Origin of the sequence: Labrys neptuniae, assembly GCF_040797145.1 — a bacterium.
In the GTDB taxonomy this organism is placed as follows: domain Bacteria; phylum Pseudomonadota; class Alphaproteobacteria; order Rhizobiales; family Labraceae; genus Labrys; species Labrys neptuniae.
In genome coordinates this window covers 16,434-42,370 of sequence record NZ_JBFNQD010000015.1, presented here as the reverse complement: position 1 = coordinate 42,370, position 25,937 = coordinate 16,434, and the positions used below count along the sequence as shown (strand labels likewise).

Annotated in this window: 20 protein-coding genes; 9 read left to right on the top strand and 11 right to left on the bottom strand. The window is 65.0% G+C overall.

The window, feature by feature from the left end:
- Window positions 1-6: 6 nt before the first annotated feature.
- The 8 genes from ABXS05_RS28460 to ABXS05_RS28425 all read right to left on the bottom strand — a co-directional run bounded on the left by ABXS05_RS28460 (window position 7) and on the right by ABXS05_RS28425 (window position 11,102).
- Window positions 7-1,026, bottom strand: coding sequence for an ABC transporter permease (locus ABXS05_RS28460; RefSeq protein WP_367626198.1), 1,020 nt, complete (start codon window positions 1,024-1,026; stop codon window positions 7-9).
- Entirely contained in the window at window positions 1,023-2,960 is a 1,938-nt protein-coding gene (locus ABXS05_RS28455; protein WP_311934557.1) for an ABC transporter substrate-binding protein, read from the bottom strand. The genes ABXS05_RS28460 and ABXS05_RS28455 overlap by 4 nt, the downstream gene beginning before the upstream one ends.
- Complete coding sequence (locus ABXS05_RS28450; protein ID WP_367626197.1) at window positions 2,957-4,861, bottom strand: ABC transporter ATP-binding protein; 1,905 nt, start codon at window positions 4,859-4,861, stop codon at window positions 2,957-2,959. Before ABXS05_RS28450 ends, ABXS05_RS28455 begins: the two co-directional genes overlap by 4 nt.
- A 119-nt stretch (window positions 4,862-4,980) precedes the next feature.
- The gene (locus ABXS05_RS28445; RefSeq protein WP_367626196.1) at window positions 4,981-6,843 is read right to left on the bottom strand and encodes a glycosyltransferase; all 1,863 of its coding nucleotides are present in this window, start codon (window positions 6,841-6,843) and stop codon (window positions 4,981-4,983) included.
- Window positions 6,840-7,967 carry a glycosyltransferase family 4 protein gene (locus ABXS05_RS28440; RefSeq protein WP_367626195.1) on the bottom strand — a complete coding sequence of 376 codons (1,128 nt, stop codon included), beginning with the start codon at window positions 7,965-7,967 and terminating at the stop codon, window positions 6,840-6,842. Before ABXS05_RS28440 ends, ABXS05_RS28445 begins: the two co-directional genes overlap by 4 nt.
- Window positions 7,968-8,101: 134 nt before the next feature.
- Window positions 8,102-8,686, bottom strand: a complete 585-nt coding sequence (locus ABXS05_RS28435; RefSeq protein ID WP_367626194.1) for a type II toxin-antitoxin system VapC family toxin — start codon at window positions 8,684-8,686, stop codon at window positions 8,102-8,104.
- On the bottom strand, window positions 8,676-8,960 hold the full coding sequence (locus ABXS05_RS28430) for a hypothetical protein (protein ID WP_311934562.1): 285 nt from the start codon (window positions 8,958-8,960) through the stop codon (window positions 8,676-8,678). The genes ABXS05_RS28435 and ABXS05_RS28430 overlap by 11 nt, the downstream gene beginning before the upstream one ends.
- Window positions 8,961-9,023: 63 nt before the next feature.
- A complete protein-coding gene (locus ABXS05_RS28425; RefSeq protein WP_367626193.1) occupies window positions 9,024-11,102 on the bottom strand; it encodes a bifunctional rhamnulose-1-phosphate aldolase/short-chain dehydrogenase in 2,079 nt (692 codons plus the stop codon).
- Window positions 11,103-11,269: 167 nt separating this feature from the next.
- Between ABXS05_RS28425 and ABXS05_RS28420 the strand changes: the two genes are divergently transcribed.
- Window positions 11,270-12,049, top strand: a complete 780-nt coding sequence (locus ABXS05_RS28420; protein ID WP_367626192.1) for a DeoR/GlpR family DNA-binding transcription regulator — start codon at window positions 11,270-11,272, stop codon at window positions 12,047-12,049.
- Window positions 12,050-12,203: 154 nt separating this feature from the next.
- Here the strand turns inward: ABXS05_RS28420 and ABXS05_RS28415 are convergent, their stop codons facing one another.
- Window positions 12,204-13,541, bottom strand: coding sequence for an MFS transporter (locus ABXS05_RS28415; protein ID WP_311934565.1), 1,338 nt, complete (start codon window positions 13,539-13,541; stop codon window positions 12,204-12,206).
- 92 nt (window positions 13,542-13,633) lie between these two features.
- Window positions 13,634-14,554, bottom strand: a complete 921-nt coding sequence (locus ABXS05_RS28410) for a phytanoyl-CoA dioxygenase family protein (RefSeq protein ID WP_367626191.1) — start codon at window positions 14,552-14,554, stop codon at window positions 13,634-13,636.
- Between the two features lie 235 nt (window positions 14,555-14,789).
- Here ABXS05_RS28410 and ABXS05_RS28405 point away from each other — a divergent pair, with 235 nt between their 5' ends.
- From ABXS05_RS28405 to ABXS05_RS28390, 4 genes are all read left to right on the top strand, one after another.
- Window positions 14,790-15,773 carry a LacI family DNA-binding transcriptional regulator gene (locus ABXS05_RS28405; RefSeq protein ID WP_311934567.1) on the top strand — a complete coding sequence of 328 codons (984 nt, stop codon included), beginning with the start codon at window positions 14,790-14,792 and terminating at the stop codon, window positions 15,771-15,773.
- Window positions 15,774-16,067: 294 nt separating this feature from the next.
- Window positions 16,068-17,684 (top strand): FGGY-family carbohydrate kinase, encoded by a 1,617-nt coding sequence (locus tag ABXS05_RS28400; protein WP_367626190.1) that lies wholly within the window; start codon window positions 16,068-16,070, stop codon window positions 17,682-17,684.
- 159 nt (window positions 17,685-17,843) lie between these two features.
- Window positions 17,844-18,911, top strand: a complete 1,068-nt coding sequence (locus tag ABXS05_RS28395) for a substrate-binding domain-containing protein (RefSeq protein WP_311934569.1) — start codon at window positions 17,844-17,846, stop codon at window positions 18,909-18,911.
- A 22-nt stretch (window positions 18,912-18,933) separates the two neighbouring features.
- The gene (locus ABXS05_RS28390) at window positions 18,934-20,304 is read left to right on the top strand and encodes an FGGY-family carbohydrate kinase (RefSeq protein ID WP_367626189.1); all 1,371 of its coding nucleotides are present in this window, start codon (window positions 18,934-18,936) and stop codon (window positions 20,302-20,304) included.
- Between the two features lie 21 nt (window positions 20,305-20,325).
- Here ABXS05_RS28390 and ABXS05_RS28385 read toward each other — a convergent pair whose 3' ends face one another.
- Complete coding sequence (locus ABXS05_RS28385; RefSeq protein WP_367626188.1) at window positions 20,326-20,901, bottom strand: tyrosine phosphatase family protein; 576 nt, start codon at window positions 20,899-20,901, stop codon at window positions 20,326-20,328.
- A 318-nt stretch (window positions 20,902-21,219) separates the two neighbouring features.
- Between ABXS05_RS28385 and rhaS the strand changes: the two genes are divergently transcribed.
- From rhaS to ABXS05_RS28365, 4 genes are all read left to right on the top strand, one after another.
- Window positions 21,220-22,212 carry a rhamnose ABC transporter substrate-binding protein gene (rhaS, locus tag ABXS05_RS28380; RefSeq protein WP_068291262.1) on the top strand — a complete coding sequence of 331 codons (993 nt, stop codon included), beginning with the start codon at window positions 21,220-21,222 and terminating at the stop codon, window positions 22,210-22,212.
- A 217-nt stretch (window positions 22,213-22,429) separates the two neighbouring features.
- Entirely contained in the window at window positions 22,430-23,926 is a 1,497-nt protein-coding gene (locus tag ABXS05_RS28375) for a sugar ABC transporter ATP-binding protein (protein WP_311934572.1), read from the top strand.
- Complete coding sequence (locus tag ABXS05_RS28370) at window positions 23,923-24,930, top strand: ABC transporter permease (RefSeq protein WP_311934573.1); 1,008 nt, start codon at window positions 23,923-23,925, stop codon at window positions 24,928-24,930. Before ABXS05_RS28375 ends, ABXS05_RS28370 begins: the two co-directional genes overlap by 4 nt.
- On the top strand, window positions 24,930-25,931 hold the full coding sequence (locus tag ABXS05_RS28365) for an ABC transporter permease (RefSeq protein WP_367626187.1): 1,002 nt from the start codon (window positions 24,930-24,932) through the stop codon (window positions 25,929-25,931). The genes ABXS05_RS28370 and ABXS05_RS28365 overlap by 1 nt, the downstream gene beginning before the upstream one ends.
- Window positions 25,932-25,937 lie beyond the last annotated feature (6 nt).

The window sequence follows — 25,937 nt, the reverse complement described above, 5'->3', positions numbered from 1 at the left end:
ACAGTCCTATTTGCCGGTGCCGATACGGATGCGCGGATCGAGCACGGCGAGGGCGAGATCCGCGATGAACATGCCGACCACCGTGAGGAAGGCAACGAAGAGCAGGATGAAACCCGCCAGATACTGGTCCTGGATGCGCAGGGCCTGCACCAGGATCGGGCCGATCGTGGGCAGGCTCAGCACGATCGAAACGATGGCCGAGCCCGAGACGATGCTGGGCAGGAGATTGCCGATATCGGCCACGAAGGGATTGAGGGCGATGCGGAAGGGGTATTTCAGGAGGGCACGGCCCGGCGGCAGTCCCTTGGCCTTGGCCGTGACCGTATATTGCTTGGCGAGCTCGTCGAGCAGGTTGGCACGCAGCCGCCTTATCATGCCAGCGGTGCCGGCCAGGCCGATCACCACCACCGGCACGATCATATGGCTGAGGAAGGAGCCGAGCTTGCCGAACGACCAGGGTGCATCGGTATAGTCGGGCCCGAACATGCCGCCGATCGAGATGCCGAACCAGCGGTTGAGATAGAACAGCAGCGCGAGGGCGAGCAGGAAGCTGGGCGTCGCCAGGCCGATATAGCCCAGGAACGTCACCAGATGGGCGCCGACGGAATTGCGGCGGGTGGCCGAATAGATGGCGATCGGGATGGCGACGAGGTGGATGAAGACGATCACCGCCAGGTTGAGCAGGACGGTCAGCAGCAGGGCGTCGCCCACCACCACCTTCACGGGCTGCTCATATTCGAACGACCAGCCCCAATGGCCCTGCAGCAGACCCTTGAAACCGTCGGGGCCAGGCAGCACGCCGAGCCAGGTGGCGTATTGGTGGAGCAGCGGCTTGTCGAGGCCGTATTGCGCCCGCATTGCCTCCGCCTTGGCGATGCTGGCCGCCTCGCCCTGGGCCCTGAGCTCGTTGATCTTGTTGGTCAGGAAGTCGCCGGGCGGCAGCTTGATCACGATGAAGATCAGAAGCGAGATCAGCAGCAGCGTCACCACCATGGTGGCGAAGCGGCGCAGCACGTAGCGCATCATGGCGTATTCCCCGTCACGACGATGTTGTCGTAGTAGAATTCATCGACGCGATAGACACCGATCAGTGCTGTCGGCTCCCAGGAAAACACAGCCTTCTTGGGGATGTTGCGGATGGCCTTGTTGACGACGATGGGCTTGAGCGCGCCCTGCACGGTGCCGATGCTGAACTGCTGGTCGGCATGAAGGGCGAGCATGTCGCGCCAGACGGCGGCTTGGGCGTTCAGTGTGGTTGCATTCATCCACTGTTCCCACAGGGACATCAACTCGACCGCTTCGGGCATGTCGGGTTTTTCACCCGCCATGCCGCCGGTTTCGGCATATTGGCCCCATTTGGGCCAGGAGTAATTGTCCTGGCGCAACGGAGCCAGGCCGTTGGGCGGCATCAGCGCGGTCGGGATGGCGTTCTCCAGGCCTTCGCTCGCCACCATCAGGGTGACGCCCGAGAAGGAACGCTTGGCAAGGTCGTTGCTGTCCTCGGCCTTCACCACCACCTTGAGACCGACATCCTGCCAGAACTCGCTGGTGATCTCGAGCGCATCGGCGATGTCGCGCGCGGTGCCGGCGACCTCGACGATCAGTTCCGCTTCCCGTCCGTCCGGCAGCAGGCGGAAGCCGGCGGCGTTGCGCTTGTTGAGGCCGGCCTCGTCCAGCAGCTTCTTGGCGAGCGCCGGGTCATAGGTGGCCCAACGCTTGCGGTCGTCCTCGCTGTAGAGCGCGCTTTCCGGCATCACGGTGTTGTTGCCCTCGATGCCGAGCCGGAACCATAGGGAATTGTTGAGCGTGTGCCGGTCGATGGCCAGAGACAGGGCGCGGCGGAAGCGCACGTCCCTCATCACGGCGCGCCAGATCGGGTCGTTGCAGGTGAGGTTGGGAAACAAGGCGAAGGCGGAGCCGCGTGCAATCGGCCAGGCCAGCGTGCGATAGGCGTGGCTGGCCTCGCCTTCCTTGAGCGTGGGAATGTCGCTGGTGCTCAGTCCCCAGGCCAGCAGATCGACCTCGCCCGCATTGGCCTTGGCGGCGAACAGTCCGCCGGACGAGATCGAGACCACGATGCGGTCGATATAGGGAAGCTGCCGCCCGCGAGGATCGACCCGGTGGAAATAGGGATTGCGCTCGAACACATATTGCTGGGCCGGCGCCTTGGTCACCACATGCCAGGGATCGAGCGTCGGCATGTCCGGGTTCGAGTTCTCATAGGGATCGTCGAGCTTGTTATAGAGCGCAGCCCAGGACATCATCTGCCGGTCCGCGGCCATCTGGGCGAGCTTGTCCGCATCCCCATATTTCTTGTGGAACTGCTTGAGATAGTGAGCCGGCGAATAGATCCAGATCGGTCGTGGTCCCGCCAGCGACGGCAGGAAGCCCGGATTGGGCTTGGACCAGCTGTAGCGGATATGGGTGGCGTCGAGCACCTCCACCTTCGGCTTCTCGCCGTCGACCAGCATGAAGGCAGGCGGGCCGGTTGGATTGAGCTTCGAATTGAGGGCGACATCCTCCCAGTAGAAGCGGAAATCCTCGGTGGTGAAGGGGGCGCCGTCCGACCAGCGGTGGCCTTCGCGCAAGGTGAAGGTGAAGACCTTGTCGTCCTGGCTGTCGACGGCCTGCAGGATGTCCGGCTCGAGGTTGAGATGCTCGTCATAGCCGACGAGCCGGGTATAGCCGATGACGTTGATGTAGCGCAGGTCCCGGGCTTTGGACGCTAGGGTGCGGATCTCGCCGCCATAATCACCCAGGCTGCGGTTGCGGGCCAGCATGTCGGCCACCAGCGGCACCTTCGGCATGCGATCGAGCAGCGGCGGCAACTCGCCGCTGGCGATCTTGGCGACCAGGGAAGGCGGTTCGGCGGGAGCCGGCGGCGGATCCGCGATGGCAGGACCCGCCAGGAAGAAGGCGAGGCCCAGAGCGGCTGCAATGTGCTTGAGGACGGTGTTCACGCCGCTTCTCCCCTGCGCTGGTCGGCCGCGTCGGCGCCGAGGCGGACGAAATGGCGGGGCTCCACCTCCACCATGATGGGCGGCGGGGCGTTCGGAAGGATGGCGAAGGGGGCCGGCCATTTCTCGGGCTGGGAGGCATTGCCGGTCTTCAGCTTGGCGAAGTCGAGCGGGTTGGCGAGGTCGACGTCCGGAATGGCCTGCAGCAGGGCCTTGGTATAGGGATGCTGAGGCGAACGGAACAGCACCTCGCGCGGCGCCTGTTCCACGATATGCCCGCGGCACATCACGGCGATGTCGCGGGCCATGTATTCGACCACCGCCAGGTTGTGGGACACGAACAGATAGGAGACGCCGAGCGCGGCCTGCAGGTCCTTGAGCAGATTGAGGATCTGGGCCTGGACCGAGACGTCGAGGGCCGAGGTCGGCTCGTCGCACAGGATCACCTTGGGCTCCAGCGCCAAGGCGCGGGCAAGGCCGATGCGCTGGCGCTGGCCGCCCGAGAAGGAATGCGGGTAGCGACGCATATATTGCGGTTCGAGCCCGACCAGTTCGAGCAGCGACTTGACCCGCTCATGCCGTTCGTCGGCGGTACCGATGCTGTGGATCCGCAGGGGTTCGGACAGGATGTCGAACACCGTCATGCGTGGATTGAGGCTGGAGAACGGGTCCTGGAACACGAATTGGACCGAGCGGCGATAGGCCTTGAGCGCCTCGCCTTCCAGCGTGAACACGTCACGCGGGCCGCTGCCGTCGTCGAAGCGGACCTCGCCGCTGTCCGGTGCGCTGCCGGGTGCGCGCATGATCATGCGCGACAGGGTGGTCTTGCCCGAGCCGGATTCGCCGACGAGGCCCAAGGTGGTGCCGCGTTCGAGCGAGAGCGAGACATTGGTCAGCGCCTGGATCGTCTCCGCACGGCCCGACCACATGCCCGATCGCATCGTGAAGGTCTTGGAGACATTCTCGACCTGGAGGACCGGGCCGCTGCCCGCAGTGGCCGGAGCAGGTGCGGCGGCCCCGCGCGGCGGCACGGCGATTTCCCGCAGGGGCTTCAGCCTTTCGCCCGGCTTCATGTTGAAATGAGGCACGGCCCGCATCAGGGCCTTGAGGTAGTCGTGCTCCGGATGCTGGAAGATGGCATCGCGGCCGCCGAGTTCCATCACCTCGCCGCGATACATCACCACGACCTCGTCGGCCATGTTGGCGACCACGCCGAGATCATGGGTGATGAAGATCACCGCCATGCTCTGGTTCACGGCGCTCTTGGCGTCCTGGATTTCCTTGATGAGGGCGAGGATCTGCGCCTGGGTGGTGACGTCGAGCGCGGTGGTCGGCTCATCCGCGACCAGCAGGGCCGGCCGGCAGATCAGCGCCATGGCGATCATGGCGCGCTGGCGCATACCGCCCGACAGCTCGAAGGGATAGGTGGTGAGCATGCGCTTGGGATTGCGGAAATGGATCTTGGCGAAGAGATCGAGCGCCCGCTCATTCGCCTCGCGCCGGGAGCAGCCCGTATGCACGATCAGCGCCTCGGTGACCTGGTCCCCGATGGTGTGCACCGGCGACAGCGAGGTCATCGGCTCCTGGAAGATCATGGCGATACGCCCGCCCCGGATGGCGCGCATTTCGGGCCCGTTCGGATTGAGCTTGACGAGATCCGTCGTCGTGCCAGTGGCAGGATCGCGAAACAGGCAGCTGCCGCCGGTGACCCGCGCCGTCTTGGAAAGCAGGCCCATGATGGCCTGGGCCGTCACCGACTTACCGGATCCGGACTCGCCCACCACCGCCAGCGTCTGCCCTTCGAAGACGTCGAAAGACACGTTCTTCACCGCATGGACCAGGCCGGTGTCGCCCTGGAAGTCTACGCTGAGGTCGCGCACGCTCAGCAACGGCTGGTTGATCATCCCCGCTCCGCAGTCTCTCCGATGCCCGTTTTCCGGTGCTTGTCGGTTGCCAGACTATTCCCACGCGCAATCGCGCGCCACTGCTATCTGGCGTGTGTATCGTTTTTCGATCCAGCGTTTCATGCAAATAACGCATGTGCCGACAGGAAACGTATATTCGCGTGATTCTTGAGCCTCTCGAACAACCGTTCCAGAAAGCTCCAAATCCAGGCATCGTGTACGAGGTGATGCGTGAGTATGCCCAAGGGTTCGTCATGTTCAAGGGCATTGATGAACTGTGACAATACCTGAATAGGCTCCACGAGGCCGCCACCTTGTTTCCAGGCGATCGGATCGATGTGAATATTGATGGCGGTAAGATCATGCAGCCGAGCGGCAGGCCGTGGGCCGGCGACGGACAGGCCGCGAAAGCCGAGAGCGGCGAGACCGCCGATCAGTGCCGGATCGATCCGGTTCCAGGGCGGCACCAGGACGGGCAGGCAGCATGCGCCGAAGCGGGAGCGCAACGTCGAGAGGCCCTGGCCGAGCTCCGCTAGTATCTCGGCGGCAGGGCGATGGCCGAGTTCCTGCTTCTTGGCGCCGGGCGGGGCGTGATTGGCATGGGTATAGCCATGCACGAGAATGTCGACCTGCCGTTCTTCGGCGATCGCCTCGGCCAGGCTCGGCAAGACGGCGGCGGGGATGACGGCCAGCGAAAGCGGCAGGTCGTGGCGATGCGCCAGGGCAAGCAGGCGGTCGAGCGCCGGCGTGGCGGCTACCGCATCATCGTCGCGCCACCACAGGCGGACTTCGTGGCGGGCGGCCAGGGCCTCGTCGAGACGGGTCCAGGCCCCAGCCAGGTCTTCGGCCCGCTGCGCTGCCGCTTCCACGGCCCTGACGCTGCCGGCGATGCCGTCCAGCGCAAGGACCGGTGCTTCGCCCGGTGGACGCGCCAGGGCCGTTTCGACGGCTGCCGCCAGGGTGGGGCCGGAGAGATCGGCCTCGCGGACGATGCCGGCGAGGCCGAGGGCGTGGAAGCACTCGGCGCGCAGGCGCTGTTCGGCTTCCTTGCCCTGCTCGAAGGGGACGACCACCGCCGGCACGCCCGCAAGGGCGAGGTCGATCATGGTGTTGTAGCCCGCCTGGCTCACCGAGGCGGCGGCGTCCGCCAGCAAGGCGGGAAAGTCCGGCCTGGCCCGCTCGACGACGGCCTGAGGGCCGGCACTGGCCACTAGGGCTTCGAAATCGCTCGCGGCGACGCCGTGCCCGACCAGCAGGCGCCAGCGCGCGGGCATATCGGCAAGTGCCGCAGCCTCGATGGCGGCGCGGTAGAGCGGCAGGCTGGCGGCGCTGCCGCCGCCTGAGACCAGGATCTCGCGGGAGGGGATGGCTTCGACGGGCTCGGTCGTGTCGGCGATGTAGCCGGTATAGGTCAGCATGCGCTCCAGTCCCGGGCTGGCAGGCCAGGACGCCGACAGCGGCGTGACAAGGGCATCGCCATGCACCAGGACGCCGTCATAGAAGCGCGCGAGGACGGCCTCCGCCTCCTCCGCCCGGCTCGGCTTGGCCGGCGGGTTGAGGATGTCGCGGATAGAAGCGAGGATGGCCACCGGCCTGGCGCGCTGGCGCGCCGCCTCGACCAAGGCGCGGAATTCGGGGGCGAGCTGACGGCGGCCGAAGGGATAGGTTTCGGTCACGACCACGTCCGGATCGGCGGTGGCGAGAGCGGCCAGGATCGCCGCGATGCGAGCCTGGCGGACCTCGTCGCCGATTTCACGGCCATCGGAGCCGAGCAGCGTGCGGAAATCGACGCCGACGCAGTGGACGGGCGGCAATTGCACGAAGGTCGCGCCCTCGACCCGGATCAGGGGGGCGGGCCGGCCGCCGCTGACCAGGGTGACGCGATGGCCGGCCGTGACCAGACCGCGCGCCAGGGCGGCCGCACGGGCGAGATGGCCGACGCCGAGCAGGTGGGTAACGAGGATGAGGACGGAGCGGCTCATGCGGCGGGCTTTTCCGGTTGGATCAAGGGCAGCAAGGCCTCGCGCAGTCGGCGAGAGGCGGAGGCGAGCGAGCGCTCCTGCCGGGCGAAGGCGAGGGCTTGGCCGGAGAAGCGCTGCCGCAAGGCAGTATCGCGCATCAGGCCGGTGAGGGAGTGGCCGAAATCGGCGGCGTCACCGGGCCTGGCCAGCAGGCCGGTCTGCCCGTCCAGTACTACCGAGCCGACGCCACCGAACTTGCCGGCGACGGAGGGGCAGCCCTGCAGAGCCGCCTCCAGGAAAACCATGCCGAAGGCCTCGTTCACCGCCGGCCAGGCGAGCAGATCGGCCTGCGCATAGAAACCGGCCAGCCCGGCACGATCGTCGATGCGGCCATGCAGGGTGACGCATTGGCCGAAGGGGGCGAACAGTGCCTCGACCTTGGCCTGGGCCGGACCATCGCCGACGATGTCGAGATGCCAGGAAAGGTCGCCATCGAGCCCGGCCAGAGCAGCCGCCAGAATCTCGTAGGACGCCAGCTTGTCGGGTTCGCGCATCATGGCGACGGTGAGAAGGCGGCAGGCAGACGACGGCGCGCCGGGTTCGGGGCGGTCTCGTTCCATGAGCGGCCAGCCGGCGGCATCGATGAAGGGCGGCAGGTCGACAAGGGCCTGGCCGACAGGCCTTGCCGCCTCCAGCATGGCCCGGTCGTTCGGATTGAGGATGAAAATGAGCGAGGCTGCGTCGAGGGCAGCTTCCGCCTGCGCATGACCCTTTGACCAGGCACCTTGGGCGCGCTTGGGCGCCCGTGACCCCTCGGCGATGACATAGGGAATGCCAAGGGCCCGGGTGATCGCCGGGCCGATAAGGTCCGGCGCCTTGTAATAGACGTGATAGGTGAACCACAGGGCCGGGCGTTCCTGTGGCTGCTCGCGATAAAGCGTAAGCAGGCGGCTCACTTCCGCCTGCGCCTGACCCGAAAAATCCCGGCCCCCGACCGGGTCGGCGGTCCGCAGCGTCGAGGCGATGCCGGTCTCGAAACCGGCGCCCTGCAGCGCGGCAAGAAAAAGGCGCGCCGTTTCCCGATCCCCCGACGGCACCGGGTGATCGGCTGGTTTGAGCGGGGCGTGGAAGGCGATCCGGGCCATGGGAAGCGGTGAACTGCTTGAGCGCTGCGGGAGGCCGTTCCCGCGGATGGAACAGACCCCTCCGCTTAGCCCGCGAATGTTGGCTGCACAATCCCCTGCCTTCTCCCGTGGGCTGGTGCCGGGACTATCGTTTGTCAGCGCTTTGGCGTGGTCGCAGTCTTCTCGTAGAAGAGTACCCGGTCGGCCGGCAGGAGCTGATCGAAATAATCGAAATCCCGAATATTGCTGGTGAGCACAGTCCAGCCATTCTCCACAGCCTGCAGATAGAGGGCTGCATCGTTGAGGAGAGATTGGTTCGCGCGATTGTCGACGCCAGACAAGCGGGCCACCAGGCCGGCCAGCATGCCTGCTTCACCGATTGCCGTATGGGAAGGGGACGAAAGTCGGTGACCCGGAATGCCCTCGATCGTGTACCGTATTTCGCGCAGGACGTTCCTGGTCGCCGGGTGCTTCGGGTCGAGGCGGCCGAACAGATGCGTCAATTCAGCCAAGCAGATCGTGGAGTGATTGATGATCCGCGCAGAAAGCAGATCGTCGACGCTCACTGGTGTATGGCCTTGCAGTATGTCGATATAAACGCAACTGTCGATCAGCAATTCGGTGCCGGCCGAAATCGGTGTCATGACGCTCGGCAGGTCGGCAAGGGGCCGTCGCCGGATCGTACCGGCGACACGTTGGGGTTTGACGCGCCGAAGTGCGCGCGCCAGCTCAAAATTCAAGGTCGATGTCTTTCTCGATCCGACCCTTGCGGCGGACGAGCTTAGCCCCGAAATCATCCTCGAGCGCGACCCTGGCCAGGGCGTATTCCAACAGTTCAGTGTCGGATGCGATTCCCGATTTCTCCTTGGCCGCCGCCACGAGATCACGCTGCACCCGCCCGCCGATCCGGCCATTTTCGCCGCCGAGCAGCCCAAGCCGGCGCGCCGTATCAATCACCGACTGCCGCCTCGGGTTCTGGGGAAGTGTCGGGCTTTGATGGGACGATTTCAGCATTGGCGGCTCCTCGTTAGACAAAATAACAATTCTGTCTAACGAGTTCAATTGCAACCTGGCATCTTAGCGCGTGAAGCTCACCACATTGCCGGCATCGACGTTGAGGAAATTGCCGGTGGACTTGGCCGAGAGGTCCGAGGCGAAGAAGTAGACGGCCTCGGCGATGTCTTCGGGATAGACGGAGCGCTGCAGCAGGGAGCGCTTGCGGTAGAACTCCTCCAGGTCGTCCTCGCCGATCTTGTTGGAGGCGGCGCGCTGCTGGCGCCATTCGCCCTGCCAGATCTTGGAGCCGCGCAGCACCGCATCGGGATTGACGACGTTGACGCGGATGCCGTGCGGTGCCCCTTCCAGGGCCATGCAGCGGGCGAGATGGATTTCCGCGGCCTTGGCCGTGCAATAGGCCGAGGCACCGGCCGAGGCGGAGACGCCGTTCTTGGAGGCGATGAACACCAGGGAGCCGCCATTGCCCTCGTTTTTCATCAGGCGATAGCCTTCGCGCGCCACCAGGAAATAGCCGGTGGCGAGGATGGAGATGTTGCGGTTCCACAGTTCCAGCGTGGTATCCTCGACCGAAGCGGCCGAGGAAATGCCGGCATTGTTGACCACGATGTCGATGCCGCCATAGCTGCGCGCGGTTTCCTCGAAGGCAGCGATCACGCTGGCCTCGTCGGTGACGTCCATCGCGATGCCACGCACCCTGTCCTTGCCGAACAGCTTGCCGAAATCGGCGACGGCCGCGTCGAGAGAGGCCTGGTCGATATCGGCCAGCACGGCATTGGCGCCTTCCTGCATCAGGCGGGCGGCGATCGCCCGGCCGATGCCGCCGGCGCCGCCGGTGACCAAAGCGGTGCGCCCGGCCAGGCCCTTGGGCTTGGGCATGCGCTGGAGCTTGGCCTCCTCGAGCAGCCAGTATTCGATGTTGAAGGCTTCCTGCTCGGGCAGGCCGACATAGGTGTCGACGCCGCTGGCCCCGCGCATCACATTGATGGCGTTGACGTAGAATTCGGCCGCGATGCGGGCCGTCGCCTTGTCGGCGGCGAAGGAGAGCATGCCTACGCCCGGCACCAGATAGATCACGGCGTTGGGATCGCGCATGGCCGGGGAATCGGCATGCTTGCAACGCTCGTAATAGGCGGCGTAATCGGCGCGATAGGCTTCGATCAGGCCGTCGAGCGAAGCGATGGTGGCCTCGATGTCGCCGGCGAAGGGGATCACCAGCGGGCGGATTTTGGTGCGCAGGAAATGGTCGGGGCAGGAGGTGCCGAGCGGCGCGAGCTTGTCGAGCGCGTTCGAATTGACGAATTCCAGTACTTCGGGCGCATCGGTGAAATGGCCAGACTTGGCCTGGGCCTTGCCGATGCGGCCGCGGATTTCAGGCATCAGGCGGGTGGCGATGGCGGCCCGCTCGGCAGCGGGCAGGGACGTGGTCTTGCTGCCCTCGAAGGCCGGCTTGCTTGCCTTGGCTTCAAGCCAGTCGGCTGCCTTCTGAATGATGCGCAAGGTGAGCTGGTAGCAGGCCTTGGCATCGTCATCCCAGGTGAACAGGCCATGTCCGCCGAGCACCACGCCGGTGAGATGGGGATTCTCCGTGGCCAGTTTGGAGAGCTTGAGGCCGAGGTCGAAGCCGGGCCGCTGCCAGGGCAGGAAGCCGATCTCGCCGCCGAAGATCTCCTGGGTCAGCTTCTCGGCGTTCTTCGAGGCGGCGATGGCGATCACGGCGTCGGGATGGACATGGTCGACATGGATCTTCGGCACGAAGGCGTGCAGCGGCGTGTCGATGGAAGCCGCCCGCGGATTGAGGTCGAAGGTGCAGTGCGGCAGGTAGCCGACCATCTCGTCCTCATGCGTCAGGCCGCGATAGAGCCCCTTCAGCGCCCCGAGCTTGTCGAGATAGAGGGTCGAGAACCCGTCGAGCTTCATCGAGCCGATGTCGCCGCCCGAGCCCTTGACCCAGAGCACGGTGACCTCCTGGCGCGTCAGCGGATCGGTCGCTTTGACCTTGGCCGAGGTGTTGCCGCCGCCGAAATTGGTGATGCGCAGGTCCGAACCCAGCAGATTGGAGCGATAGAGCAGCTTGCCTGGTTCATCGAGGGAATTTGCGACGGCGTCGTCCCAGAGGTCTGCGAGTCGTGCGGAGGCCATGGCATGCGTTTCCTGTGTCATTGTTGCTAGACCTTATGAATGCTGTCGCTCATGGTCAATCATTATCGCTCATGCGATGCGTAAAATTTGTCGTGCAGTGCAACAAATCGCTCATATCATTGACATGAATGAGCGGATGGACGAGGTTGTGAGCGAATGGAGGGGGCATGCACGAACAGGAACGCTGGCAGGCCATCGTCAGGCTTGTGCAGGAACGCTCGGTGATCTCGGCGCGGGAGCTTGCTGCCGTCACCCGGGCCTCGCCCGCAACCATCCGCCGCGACCTCACCCATCTTGCCGCCCAGGGCATGGTCCGGCGCATGCATGGCGGTGTCCGCGCGCTGGCCTCGCCGGAAGGAGCCAAGCTCGAGGCGCGGCGCTTCGGCGTCAGCCAGGCCCTCAACGCCGAGCGAAAGCGAGCGATCGCCGAGCGCGCGGCGGCCCTGTGCCGCGACGGCGAATCCATCATCATCAATGGCGGGTCGACCACCTTCCACATGGTCGAATTCCTGCGGGCCTCGCGCCTGCAGATCCTGACCAATTCCTTCCCGATCGCCGCGGCGCTGATGCAGGAGAGCGACAATCGCATCATCCTGCCCGGCGGCGAGATCTATCGCGACCAGAGCCTGATCCTCTCGCCCTTCGACGAGGATTCGATCCAGCACTATACGGCCTCGAAGATGTTCATGAGCGCGGCCTCGATCGGCCCGCTCGGCCTGATCGAGAGCGATCCGCTGATCGCACGGGCCGAAGCCAAGCTGCTCAATCGCGCCGCCGATCTCATCGTCCTGGCGGATTCCTCGAAATTCGAGCCGCGCGGCTCGATGGCGGTGGCGCCGCTTTCACGCATCCGCCGGCTGATCACCGATGACGGCATTCCGCCCGCGGCGCACGACATGCTGGCGGAGGCCGGCGTCGAGGTCGAGGTGGTCAATGTGGCAGGTTGACGACGAGTCTCCCGGTGAAATTCCTATCGGCTCGGTCTGCTGATCGAGGCTGCCAAACGAGCCACTTCGGGTGCCTTCTCGCAACAAAGTTCGCGACGCCGAGTTCGCGCTTGCGAACCCGGACCTTTGTCATTCTTCTCGTTCCTATTCCTTGCTACGCTACTTGCGCCCGCGCTCGCAGAGTTGTGGCGTCGCTCTCAAGCTGGTCGACTGCGATATCGTCGCGATAGGTTTCCGGACCCATCCATACGGCATAGGCCGTGCAAAGGCCGAGGAAGATGGAGTAAAGCGCCACCGGCCAAGACGAACCTGAAGCCCACGACACCATCAAGGTCGCCAATGCGGGGGCAGGGCCGCCGGCAAGAAGCGACCCGAGTTCGCGCGCGAAAGCGAAGCCCGAGAAGCGGCGTGCCGGTCCGAAGAGTTCGGAGAAATAGGCAGCCTGAACGCCGAACATCATACCGACCGCTATCTGCGCCAGCCAGAACGCGGCGATCGAAGCAAGGAACGATTTCGACTCGAGCAGCCAGAAAAATGGAAACGCGATGAGACACCCAAACAACGCGCCAGCGATGTAGACGGGCCGTCGGCCGATGCGATCTGAGAGTGCCGCAAAGCCGATCACGCACGCTACCTGCACGACATAGCTGGTCATCAACACGAACAAGGATTGATCCTTGGGGAACTCGAGCGTGTTCACCGCGTAGCTAAGTCCGAATACGGGGAACAGATAGCCAAACCCGTTCTCGGCAAGACGCGCCCCGAGGACGACGAAGAAGTTGCGCGGCTGCTTCGTCAGCGACTCGATGATAGGATTTTTCGACTTCTTTTCCGGCTCGGCGGCTATCTTCTCGAACACCGGTGTTTCATCGATACGGTAGCGCACGAACAAGCCGAACGCGATGATAACGATGCTGGCCAGGAATGGCAGGCGCCAGCCCCAGTCCATGAATTGCTCTTGCGGCAGTTGCGAGACGAGCCAGAACGCGCTCGATGCCAACATCATCCCGATGCCGACTCCGGCGGGTGCGAACGAGCACCAGAAGCCGCGCTTGCCGATTGGCGCATATTCGGCGAGCAGGATCACGGCGCCCGTATACTCGGCACCCGCGCCGAAACCCTGCATCAGACGCATGGTGACAAGAAGGATGGGCGCCCAGATGCCGATCTGTTCGTAAGTCGGCAGCAGACCGATGAAGACTGTGCCGATGCCGACTATCATCAGAGTGATCAGCAGCACCGGCTTGCGGCCGATGCGGTCGCCGAGATAACCGAAGAACAAGCCGCCGAAGGGGCGGGCGATGAAGCCGACGCCGAAGGTTGCGAGGGCGATCAGCGTGCCCTTGCCACCGAAATCAGCGAAAAATAGCTTGCCGAACACGAGTCCGGCGGCCGTCGCATAGATGAAGAAGTCGTACCATTCGAGTGCAGAGCCGACGCAGGACGCGACGATGACCTTGCGCGGATGCATTTCCGCCGCAGCTTTTGGCATGGAGTATCCTCCCCGGAGGCATTTGTTTTGTATCGAATGACCGGCGCCTCGTTGGACGCCGGCTGCGCTTTCCGCACAAAGACACGGCACGCTTATGCTGCGCGCTCGGCCTTCTGGTCCGCCTTGGCGAAGGCGCTGACCGCGCCCGCGCTCTTCTGGGTCTTGAAGATCGACGACGCGTCCGGCGCCGGCGGCAACGGCAGGAGGACAGGTACGTCTTTCAGGCGCGGACGCATGGTCTGCTCGCCGAAGATCATCCGGCTTTGTACCGCGTCATAGACCTGGCGCTGATTCATGTTGAGGAAGGCGCCGGCGCCCCCCGCGAGTGGCCAGGCATCGGCCGCGCACATCTCATAGAAGCAGATGAGGCGCGCCCGATCCGACACGTTCGGCGCGGACCCATGCAATGTACGGCAATGATGGACCGTCATCGAACCGGCCTTGCCGGTCAGCGTGATGATCTTGTCCTTCTCGAACAGAGGATCGCTCGGATCGATTGCGCCGGCGAATACGCCGTTGACGAAGTGGCTGAGTACCGGGCCCTTGTGCGTGCCCGGTATGACGAGCAAGGGACCGCTTTCTTCCTTGACGTCCTCGAGCATGAGGCCGATTGCCAGCACGTCGTCATTGGTGTGCGGATAGAACGCCCAGTCCTGGTGCCATTCGACGGCGGCCCCGCCGCCCGGTGCCTTCGTATTGAGCTTCGAGGTCTGCAGGCGCACGGCCGGACCAAGAAGAGCTTCCAGAACCGAGCGGAATTTGCTGGATTTCAAGATGTCCCAGAATGCGGGCATCTGCATGTGCGGCATCTTGATGCGCGTCAACTTCGGATTGTCTTTCGAGTGCCCCTCATCGAGGTCGAACACCTCGTCGCTTGCCGACACGGCCCGCGATTGATCGATCTTCTCATAGGTCAGGCGTCGCAGTTCTTCGAGTTCCTCACCCGTAACGACATCCTCGACAAGAATATAGCCATCGTCGTGATAGGCCTGGATTTGGGCTTCGCTGAGCATTTTTCCTCCTTGCGGCATGGCGTTTCTTCCTCGAAGGGAGTGCCTGTTTGCGCAATCATGTTTGCGCAAACATGTTTGCGGTAACATAATCTTGAGTCAAGCGCGTTGAGTTGTGAGAGGAAAAATAATACGAGGCGGAGTCGGTCTTTGCGTGGTGAAGCGCCGAAGCGGATAAAGTGAACGAAGGCGCATGGCAGCCCCCAAATCACAGCCCAACACAGAACGCAGGCTCCGCATGGACGATGTGGCGCAACGCGCCGGTGTTTCGCAGATGACCGTTTCGCGTGCGCTACGCACGCCTGAACTTGTCGCGGCGACAACGCGTGCCCGCATCGAAGCGGCGATGGCCGAACTGGACTATGTGCCAGACCTCCTGGCCGGCAGTCTTGCCGCACGGCGTAGCGGGTTGATCGCCGCGGTGGTCTCGACGTTCGAGAACGCGATTTTCTCTCAGACCATTGCGGGCCTCACGCGCTGCGCCGAAGCGGCGGGCTTTTCCATTCTGCTCGGCTCGTCGGATTATTCGGCGACCGACGAGGAGCATTTGCTGCGCGCGATCCTCGGTCGTCGTCCCGATGGAGTTGTGCTGACCGGCACGCTGCATACCCCCCGCGCACGCCGCCTGCTGAGCACAGCCGGCGTGCCCGTCGTCGAGACCTGGGAACTGCCGGCCGAGCCGGTCGACATGGCGGTCGGCTTCGACAATCCGGCTGCCGGTCGCGCAATGACGATGGCGCTGCATGGCTATGGCTATCGACGCATCGCTTTCATTGGTCCTGGTGACGAGAAGGATCGGCGCGGCCTGCAGCGACGCGAGGGCTATCGCAGTGCATTGGCGGCCCTGGGTATAGCGCCACGTGAAATTACCGTTGCCGCTGTGGTTGCCGGCATGGAAAGCGGTCCAGCGCTCCTCGATCAGTTGCTGGCCGGTTTTCCCGATACCGATGCCGTGTTTTGCTCCCTCGATGCCATTGCTGCCGGTGTGCTATTGGCCGCGCAGCGGCGCGGCATCGAGACGCCAGGAGCGCTCGCCGTCGCCGGCTTTGGTGATTTCTCGATCGCTCAACCAAGTGGCCTTGATCTCACCACGATACGCATCGCTGGGCGTGACATTGGAACACGCGCCGGCGAATTGGTGCTGGCACGCATACGCAAAGAGACGATTCCCGTACAGATCGTCGATATCGGTTTTGAAGTGGTGCGTCGCAGTTCGGCGTAGCGGCGATTACCAAACGCTGGCGGTGCGGCGGGGATGCTCTTCGTTGGTCAAAAGGCAATCGCCCATGGCGGGCCGTTCCGGGGCAGTGCCTTCGCGAGTTCGATCCAAATGTTTGCACGACGGCATGATGTCCCCCCACCAATTCGCTTGGGTTCCGATCGAAAAGCAATGGCGCTCGGTGAAATTCGTATCAGCCCCGCCGGCCAATCGAGGTTGCCAAGCCCGGGCACCCCTTTAAGCTGAAGGCTCAGAGCAGCGGAAGGCTGCAGCATAGATCCGGGAGCGAACCGCGAGATGGGCGATCAGTATTTCATCGGTGTCGATGTAGGCACGGGGTCGGCCAGGGCCGGCGTGTTCGACGCCAGCGGCAAGCTGCTCGGTTCGGCCAAGCAGGCGATCACCATCTGGCACGAGCCCGGCGATATCGTCGAGCAGTCCTCCGAGAATATCTGGCAGGCGGTCTGCGCCTCCGTGAAGGGAGCGCTGGCCGAGGCTGCGGTCGAGCCGGGTGCCATTGCCGGCATCGGCTTCGACGCGACCTGCTCGCTGGTGGTGGTGGGCAAGCAGGGCGAGCCGCTTTCCGTCGGCCCGTCCGACGATCCCAACCGCAACGTCATCGTCTGGATGGACCATCGTTCGCTCGACCAGACCCGGCGCATCAACGAGACCGGCGAAGAGGTGCTGCGCTATGTCGGCGGCGTGATCTCGCCGGAGATGGAGACGCCCAAGCTGCTCTGGCTGAGGGAGCACAAGCCGGAGATCTTTGCATCGGCCGGCTATTTCTTCGACCTGCCGGATTATCTGAGCTGGCGCGCCACCGGCTCGCTGTCGCGCTCGGTCTGCACCGTCACCTGCAAATGGACCTATCTGGCGCATGAGAAGCGCTGGGACGCCGGCTATTTCCACAAGATCGGGCTGGGTGCGCTGGCCGATGAAGGCTTTGCCCGCATCGGCGACACCATCGTGGACGTCGGTTCGCCGCTGGGTTCCGGCCTGACCGAGGCGGCAGCCGCCGATCTCGGCCTGACGGCGGGCATTCCTGTCGGCGCCTCGCTGATCGATGCCCATGCCGGCGGCATCGGCACCGTCGGCGCGGCCGGCAAGGACGGCCAGGGTGCCGACGTGACCGCGCGCCTCGCCTATGTCTTCGGCACCTCGGCCTGCACCATGGCGAGCACGCGCGAGGCCGCTTTCGTGCCGGGTGTGTGGGGCCCCTATTTCTCGGCGATGGTGCCTGGCCTCTGGCTGAACGAGGGCGGGCAGTCGGCCGCCGGCGCGGCGCTCGACCATCTCCTCACTCTGCATCCCGCCTATGCCCAGGCCGTGGAGCGGGCCGAGAGCGCCGGGCGCCCCCTGCTCGCCTGGCTGGAGGCGCAGGCCAATCTCGCCGGCGATGCCACCCTGGCACGCAGCATTCACGTCGTGCCCGAGTTTCTCGGCAATCGGGCACCCCATGCCGATCCCGATGCCCGGGCGGTGATCGCGGGGCTGGACCTGGAGGACGATCTCGACAGCCTGGTCAGGCTTTATGTCGCCGGGCTGTGCGGCCTTGCCTATGGCGCGCGGCAGATCGTCGAGGCCATGGCGGCCAAGGGCATCGTGCTCCAGCAGATCATCATCTCGGGCGGCGCGGCCCAGAGCCCGTTGGTCCGCCAGATCATCGCCGACGCAACCGGCATCGAGGTTGCGGTAGCCGAGACGCCGGAGCCCGTCCTGCTCGGTGCGGCCATGCTCGGCGCCGTGGCCGGCAAGGCCTATCCCGCCTTGGCCGAGGCGATGAGCGGCATGTCCGCACTCGGAGCTACCTATGCGCCCGGGCAAGGCGAGATCCGCGCCTTCCACGAGAAGAAATTCAAGGTCTATGAAGCCCTGCAGGCCGCGGGGCGCCAGGCCCGCGAACTGATGGCCTGAGGCAAGGCGATTTCGCGGTAACGCCGTGATTGCAAAGATCACGGCATGTGATGAGATGGGTGCGGTCGTGATTCGGCCGCTCTCGCTGCCGGTCCGGTCTTTCGACCGGGCTTGCGGTGTTCTTTGCCGTTTTTTGCACCATCCCCGGACGGAGTTACCATGACCGACACCTTCAGCCGCCGCCAGATCGTCACGCTGCTGGGGGGGCTGGGGTTAGCCGGCATGTCGTCCAGCGCTCTTTCGGCCCCCAGCCCGAAACCCAAGCCCAAGGCCGATCCGACGCCTGTCTTGCCGGTGACCGAGGGCAGGCTGCGCGTCGGGGTGATCGTGCCGGTCAAGGATGATCCCTTCTACAAGGCCTGCGCCGACGGAGCCCAGGAGGCCGCGACGCAGATCGGCACGCTCGATATGGCCGTGGCTGCGCCGGAAAAGCGCCTGGTGCGCGAGCAGGCCCTCTTCATCAACGGCTTCGTGAAGCAGAAGGTCGATGCCATCCTGATCAGCCCCATCGATGCCGGCCTGCTGGCGCCGCTGTGCAAGCGCGCCATGATCCGCGGCATCAAGGTGGTCTCCTTCGAGCAGGCCCTGCCGGCCAATTCGCGCATGGCCCATGTCGATCCCGTCAGCAGTCGCGGCAAAGCCGAGACCTTCCTTCAGATGCTGGCCGACGATGCCAAGGATGGCGGTGACGTCGCCATCCTGGCCGGTGCGCGCAATGGCGCGGATGGACAGGGGCTGGTTTCGGAGACCATGCAGCAATGGCTCAAGCCAGCTTATGGCAAGCTCAAGCTCGCCGACACCCTCTATGACAATGACAATGAAAAGGCCGGCTATGCCGCCGCGGACTTCGTGCTGAGGCAGCGCCCCAATCTCAAGGGCCTGCTGGTCTTCAGCCCGGCGGCGCTGGTGGGGGCGGCGCAATGCGTTTCGGACAGGGGCCTTGCCGGCAAGGTCTTCGTCACCGGCTTCGGCCGGCCGGCCACGTTGAAGGCCGCCATGTCGGCCAAGGCGGTGGAATATTTCGCGACCGCCAATCCGGTGGATATCGGCTATGCCGCCATGCAGATTGCCGCGGCGCTGGCCAGGAACACCATGACCACAGGCACGGGCAGCCTGGTCACCGCAGGCCGTCTCGGCCAGATCGCACTCGGGGAGAACAGTATCGCCACGCTGCGTCCCTTCGTGGTCGATGCCAAGAATTTCGATAAATATGCCGATCTCTATTGAGGCGTAATCCTGCGAGCCGACCATGTCCGTCACCGCCGTGCTCGATGTCGGCAAGACCAATGTGAAGCTGGTCCTGTTCGACGGCTCCGCCAGCCTCTGGCAGGCTTCGATGCCGAACCGGCCGCTGGCCGGCCCGCCCTATCCGCATGCGGATGTCGAGGCGATCTGGCGCTTCCTGATGGGAGGGCTGCGCCAGGCTGGCGTCGAGCATGCCATCGCCGACATCGCCGTCACCACCCATGGCGCTGCCATGGCCCTGATCGGTGAGGACGATCTGGCGCTGCCGGTGATGGACTACGAGTTCGAGGGCGTCGGCGAGGTCGAGGCCGAGTATGCGCCGTTCCGCCCGCCCTTTGCCGAAACCCTGTCGCCGCCGATGTCGGCGGGGCTCAATTCCGGCAAGCAGATCTTCTACCAGCAGCGGCGCCATCCCGAAGCCTTCGCGCGTGTCCGGCACATCGTGCCCTATCCGCAATATTTCACCTGGCGCCTCACCGGCATCGCCCGCAACGAGGTCACCGGTATCGGCGGCCATTCCGATTTGTGGGCCGTTCGTGAAAGGCGCCTGTCCTCTCTGGTTGTCGGCTGCGGATGGCAGGCGCTGTTCCCGCCGCCGATCGCGGCCTATGACGTGCTTGGTCCGTTGCGGCCCGAGGTTCGGGCCGAGACCGGCCTGCCCGACACGGTGCGGGTGCGTGCCGGCATCCACGATTCCAACGGCTCGATCCTGCCGCATCTGATCGCCTTCGAACCGCCCTTCACCTTGGTTTCCTCCGGCACCTGGGCGGTGATCATGGCCTTGGGCGCCGATCCCGGCCGGCTCGACGCAGCCCGGGACATGCAGGCCTATGCCGATGTCGAGGCCCGGCCGGTGCCGGCGGCCAAATTCATGGGCGGGCGGGAATATGCGGTGATCCTCGACGGTGCCTCGCCGACCTGCTCGCTTGCCGATGCCGCGGCCGTGATGGCGGCCGGTGTGCTGGCGCTGCCGAGCTTCGTGCCCAATGGCGGCCCCTTTCCGGCGCATCCCGGCGAGATCCGGGGCACGCTGCCGGCCGGCGAGGGCATGCGGGCGGCGCTTGCCAGCCTCTATTGCGTGCTGCTGACCGACTATCTCCTGGAGGCGCTCGGCGCTGTCAGCGGCCCCTTGTTGATCGAGGGCAGCTTTGCCGCCAATCCGGTCTATTGCAGCCTGCTCGCGGCGCTACGCCTGGGGCAGGCGGTCCTGCCCAGCCTCGACAGTTCAGGCACCGCCTACGGCGCCTCTCTTCTCGCGACCTGGCCCGATATGCCGGCACGCGAGCCGGCACGGCCGGCGATGGCCTATGCCGATACCGAGTCCCTGCTGGGCTACAGGGCGGCATGGCGGGCGGCGCTCCCGTCGACGGCCTGATACGAAGCCAAAGGGCTGGCCTCAGGCGGCCATCTCGACTTCGCGCCCTCGGCCAAGCCGCACCATCCAGTCGGCCATGTCGGGGCGGTGCTGTTTCTGGAAGGCATAGTGCCGGCGAAGGGCCTCCTTGAGACGCCCGCTGCGGCCGAGCAGGTCGTCGGCGAAGCCGATCAAGACGGAGTTGGGCCAGGCCTGCGGGCGGATCGTGCGCAGGCGGGTAAAAATCTCGTCCTCCGCCAGGCTCGCATCGGAGCGGGCCATCAGCGTCGCCATCGCAGCCGTCGAGCGCGAAACCCCCATATGGCAATGCACCAGCAGGCGTTCGGGCACGAGGACGGCGCCGGCTTCGTCGCGGGCGAAGCGCAGAATTTCGGCCATGTGCTCGCGCGCCGGCATGACCTTGCCGGCCATGGGATCGATGATGTCGTCGAATTGCAGGACGGTGCGCTGGTGCACGCCATAGGCATCGAAGGCACTCAGCGCGGGCCAGTTCGGGTCCACGATCGAAAGCACATGGCTGACACCGAAGCCGCTGAACTGATGGAGTTCGTCGATGCCGCAGACGGTCCAGGCCGCGAAGGAAGGAAGGGAAGTCATGGGTTCCACGAGCAATGGGACAGGGAGGGAGGCTTTCGACTGTCGTAGCGGCTGCTATCACGGTCATCAAGACATTCGCGCGAAGGGCTCGATCAAGGCGGTCACGGTCCCGCCAAAATTAATCAGACAAATTGCAGCCGACTCTTGCATTCGCCAGCGAGGCGGGCATGAATGGCGCCTCTGCGCGGGAGAGTCGGTGGCCAGGTTCGGCCGTCAAATCGCCTGCGGGCAGACCGACCGACAAGGCTCGGCTGGCCAAGAACAGGAAATAATACTGGAGGGAACGACATGTTCGACGATCAATCGCGTCGCAGCGCCTTGAAGATCCTGGGCGGCTCGCTGCTGGCGGGCGCCCTGCCGCTCGGCGCGGTCACGCCAGCCTTCGCCGCCAACAAGCGCATCGCCCTGGTGGTCAAGAATCTCGGCAATTCCTATTTCGATGCCTGCCGCGACGGCGCCCAGCAGGCGGCCAAGGAGCTTGGTGGCATCGAGATCATCTACACCGCCCCCACCAAGGCGACTGCCGAGGACCAGATTGCGGTGATCGACGCCCTGATCGCCCAGAAGGTCGACGGCATCATCGTCTCCGCCAACGACGCCAACGCCCTGGTGCCGGTCGGCAAGAAGGCGGCGCAGCGCGGCATCAAGGTGATCTCCTTCGACAGCGCCATTGCCAAAGGCGGGCGCATCATGCACCTCAACGCCTCCTCTACCGAGATGATCGGTGCCAAGCAGGTGCAGATGATTTCCAAGACCCTCAAGGGCGAGGGCGAGGTCGCCATTCTCTCCGCCGCTTCGACCATGACGAACCAGAATTCCTGGATCGCCGCGATGAAGCGGGAGTGGGAGAAGCCCGAATACGCCAAGCTCAAGCTGGTCGACACCGTCTATGGCGACGATCAGGACGACAAGTCCTATCGCGAGATGCAGGGCCTGGTGAAGACCCATCCCAATCTCAAGGGCGTGATCTCGCCCACCACCATCGGCATCCGCGCCGGCGCCAAGGCGATCATCGACGGCGGCCTCGCCGGCAAGGTCTTCATCACCGGTCTCGGCCTGCCCTCGGAAATGAAGGACGCCGTGCTGAAGGGCGCCTGCGATAGCTTTGCGATCTGGAACCCCGTCGATTACGGCTATTCGGCCACGCAGATCCTGGCCGGCATCATTGGCGGCGAGGACGCCAAGCCCGGCTCCACCGTGAAGATGGGCCGCATGGGCGAGACCAAGATCGGCGAGGACGGCGAGGCGGTGATGGGCGAGCCCTTCACCTTCGACAAGTCGAACGTCGAGAAATACGCCAAGATCTTCTGAGGTTTGAGCAATAGCTGGGGCGAGTTCGAGGCTTTTTGAGCATGCCACGACGCCAAACGTCCCTTCTCCCCGTTCTTACGGGGAGAAGGTAAGGATGAGGGGCAGCGTAGCGGATGCAAGATTACGCTTTGCACAGCCCCTCACCCTTACCCTCTCCCCGCGAGCGGGGCGAGGGCGCGGTAAATGTCGCGCTTGATCCCGGTTGCCGGACTGTTTCATGACCTCCACCCCTCTTCTCTCCCTCTCCGGCATCTCCAAGCGTTTCCCCGGCGTGCGGGCGCTGCATGACGTGCGCCTTGCCCTTCATCCCGGCGAGGTCACGGCACTGCTCGGGGAGAACGGGGCCGGCAAGTCCACCATCGTGAAGATCCTCACCGGCATCTACACGCCGGACGAGGGCGAGCTTCGGGTCGGCGGGCAGGCCCTGCAGTTTTCGAGCCCGCGTGACGCCTGGGCGGCCGGCATCACCGCCATTCACCAGGAAACCATCATGTTCGACGAGCTCTCGGTCGCCGAGAACGTCTTCATGGGCCATATGCCGAAGGGTGCCGGCGGGCTAGTGGACTGGAGCGCCGTGCATGCGCGGACGCGCGAGCTGCTCAAGCGCCTCGATGCCGACATCGATCCGGGCGAGCCGCTGAAAGCCCTGAGCGTGGCCCAGAAGCATCTGGTCGAGATCGCCCGCGCTCTGTCCCACGAGGCGCGCATCGTCATCATGGACGAGCCGACGGCGGCGCTTTCGGCCCGCGAGATCGACGATCTCTTCCGCATCATCGACCAGCTCAAGGCCGAGGGACGGGCGATCCTGTTCATCAGCCACAAATTCGAGGAAATCTTCCGCGTCGCCGATCGCTGGCTCTGCCTGCGCGACGGCGAATATGTCGGCGATGGCGCGATCAGCGAAGCGACCCCGGCCGAACTCGTCCGCCTGATGGTCGGGCGTTCGATCGAGCAGGTCTTTCCCAAGCGCGAGGTGCCGATCGGCGACGTCGCGCTCCAGGTCAAGGATCTCGGCAATGAGAGCGAGTTCGCCGACATCTCCTTCACGTTGCGCCAGGGCGAGATCCTCGGCCTTTACGGGCTGGTCGGCGCCGGCCGGTCCGAGGCCATGCAGGCCGTGTTCGGGCTCTCCCGGCCTGATACCGGCGAGATTCTCGTGCGCGGCAAGGCTCGTGCCATCAAAAGCCCCGCCGACGCCATCGCCGCCGGCATCGCCTATGTGCCGGAGGATCGCCAGAGCCAGGGCGCCGTGCTGCCATTCGGCGTGCGCGAGAACACCACATTGGCCAGCCTGATACGCCATGCCCGCTTCGGCTTCCTGAGCCAGCGTTCGGAGATCGCCGATACGCGCCGCTTGGGCACCAGGCTCGCGGTGAAGGCCGCCTCCTGGGACCAGAAACTGCAGGAACTGTCCGGCGGCAACCAGCAGAAGGTGGTGATCGCCAAATGGCTCGCCACCAATCCCAAGGTCATCATCCTCGACGAGCCGACCAAGGGCATCGACGTCGGCTCCAAGGCCGCCGTGCACGACTTCATGGTGGACCTAGCCGCGGAAGGCCTCGCCGTGGTGCTGATCTCCTCCGAGCTGCCGGAGGTGATGGGCATGTCAGACCGCATCCTGGTGATGCATGAGGGGCGCATCGTGAAGGAATTCGCGCGGACCGAGATGGACGCCGCCGCCATCGTCACGGCAGCCACGGGAGGCCACGCATGAAAACCCTGTGGCGCCGCTACGGCCGCGAGATCATTCTTGCCCTCATCGTCGCAGGCATGGTGCTGGCCATCGGGCTGCGGGCACCGGTCTTCCTGAGCACGGACAGCCTGATGGGCGTGCTCAAGGACAGCGCCATCCTCGTCATGCTGGCGCTCGCCCAGATGACGGTGATCCTCATTCGCGGCATCGACTTGTCGGTGGCGGCCAATCTGGCGCTCAGCGGTATGGTCGCCGCCCTCTTTTCGATCGCGGCGCCCGACCTGCCCATCGGCCTTGTCATCCTCGTCGCCATCGCCGTCGGTACCTTCTTCGGCTTCGTCAACGGCGTGTTCATCGCCTTTGTCGGCATTCCCTCGATCGTGGTGACGCTCGGTACCCTCGCCATCTATCGCGGCCTCGTCTTCATCGTCTCGGGCGGCAAGTGGATCAGTTCCGACAAGATGACCCCGGCCTTCCTGAACTTTCCGCATGCTACCTTCCTCGGCCTGTCGAGCCTGGTCTGGTTCGCCATTGCGGTGGCGGCGGCGATGGCCCTCTTCCTCGGGCGCACCACCATCGGCCGCGGGCTCTATGCGGTGGGCGGCAACCCGGTGGCGGCGCGCTATTGCGGCATCGATCTCGCCCGCCAGCAATTGCTGGTCTTCACCCTGTCCGGCGCGGTGTCCGGCCTGTGCGGCTATCTGTGGGTGGCCCGCTTCGGCATCGCCTATACCGAGATCGCGCTCGGCTACGAGCTCAGCGTGATCGCGGCCTGCGTGATCGGCGGCGTTTCCATCGGCGGCGGCATCGGCTCGGTCAGCGGTGCGCTGCTCGGCGCCCTGTTCCTCGGCGTGGTCGTCAACGCCCTGCCGGTGATCAATGTTTCGCCCTTCTGGCAGATGGCGATCTCGGGCGCGGTGATCCTGGCGGCCGTGGTGGTCAATGCCCGTGCCGAGCGCAAGGGCGGCAAGCTGATCCTGCCCGAGGCGCGCCGCCGCGCCGCCGCCAGAGAAGGAGCCCGGTGATGACGGACACCGCCCGCTACCAGGTGCTCGACCGCGCGCCCCGCACGCTGGCAGACCGCCTGCTGCGCTGGGAGACCATCCTCTGCCTGCTGCTGGCGGCGGTGATCGTGGTCAATGCGCTGGGCTCGCCCTATTTCCTCGATCTCTACAACCTCTCCGACATGACCCAGAACTTCTCGGAGAAGGCGATCATCGCGCTCGGCATGGCACTCCTGATCCTCACCCGGGAGATCGACCTCTCCGTCGCCGCCATCGTGGCGCTGGCCTCGCTCGCCATCGGCTATGGGGCGCAGGCGGGCTATGGGCCTGTCATGCTGATCGCCATCGGCCTTGGCGTCGGCATCGTCTGCGGCGCCTTCAATGGCTGGCTGGTCACCGGCTTCGGCCTGCCCTCGATCGTGGTCACCATCGGCACCATGTCGCTCTATCGCGGCATCGCCCAGGTCGTGCTGGGCGACCAGGCGATCACCACCTATCCGGAGGACTACACCAACCTCGCCCAGCTCTATATCGTCCAGGAGCCGCCGCTTTACCTGGCCTTCATCCTGTTCCTGGTCCTGGCCGTGGTCTTCACCGTCGTGCTGCATTTCACCGTGTGGGGGCGCATGCTCTATGCCATCGGCAACAACCCGGTGGCGGCGCGTTTCTCCGGCATCCCGGTCAATCGCATCCGTTTCCTCATCTTCGTGCTGACGGGCCTCCTGTCCGGGCTCGCCTCGGCCCTGCTCACCGCCCGCATCGGCTCGACCCGGCCCAACATCGCGCTGGGCTGGGAACTCGAAGTGGTGACCATGGTGGTACTGGGCGGCATCTCGATCGCCGGCGGCTCGGGCACCATGCCGGGCGTGGTGATCGCCGTCTTCGTGCTCGGCCTCACCACTTTCGGGCTGACGCTGATCAACGTGCCCGGCATCGTCATCGCCGTCATCCTCGGCGTGCTGCTGGTGGCGGCGATCGCCCTGCCGATCATCGTGAGAAGGGTGCTGGGGCTGCGGGGGTAGGGCCTG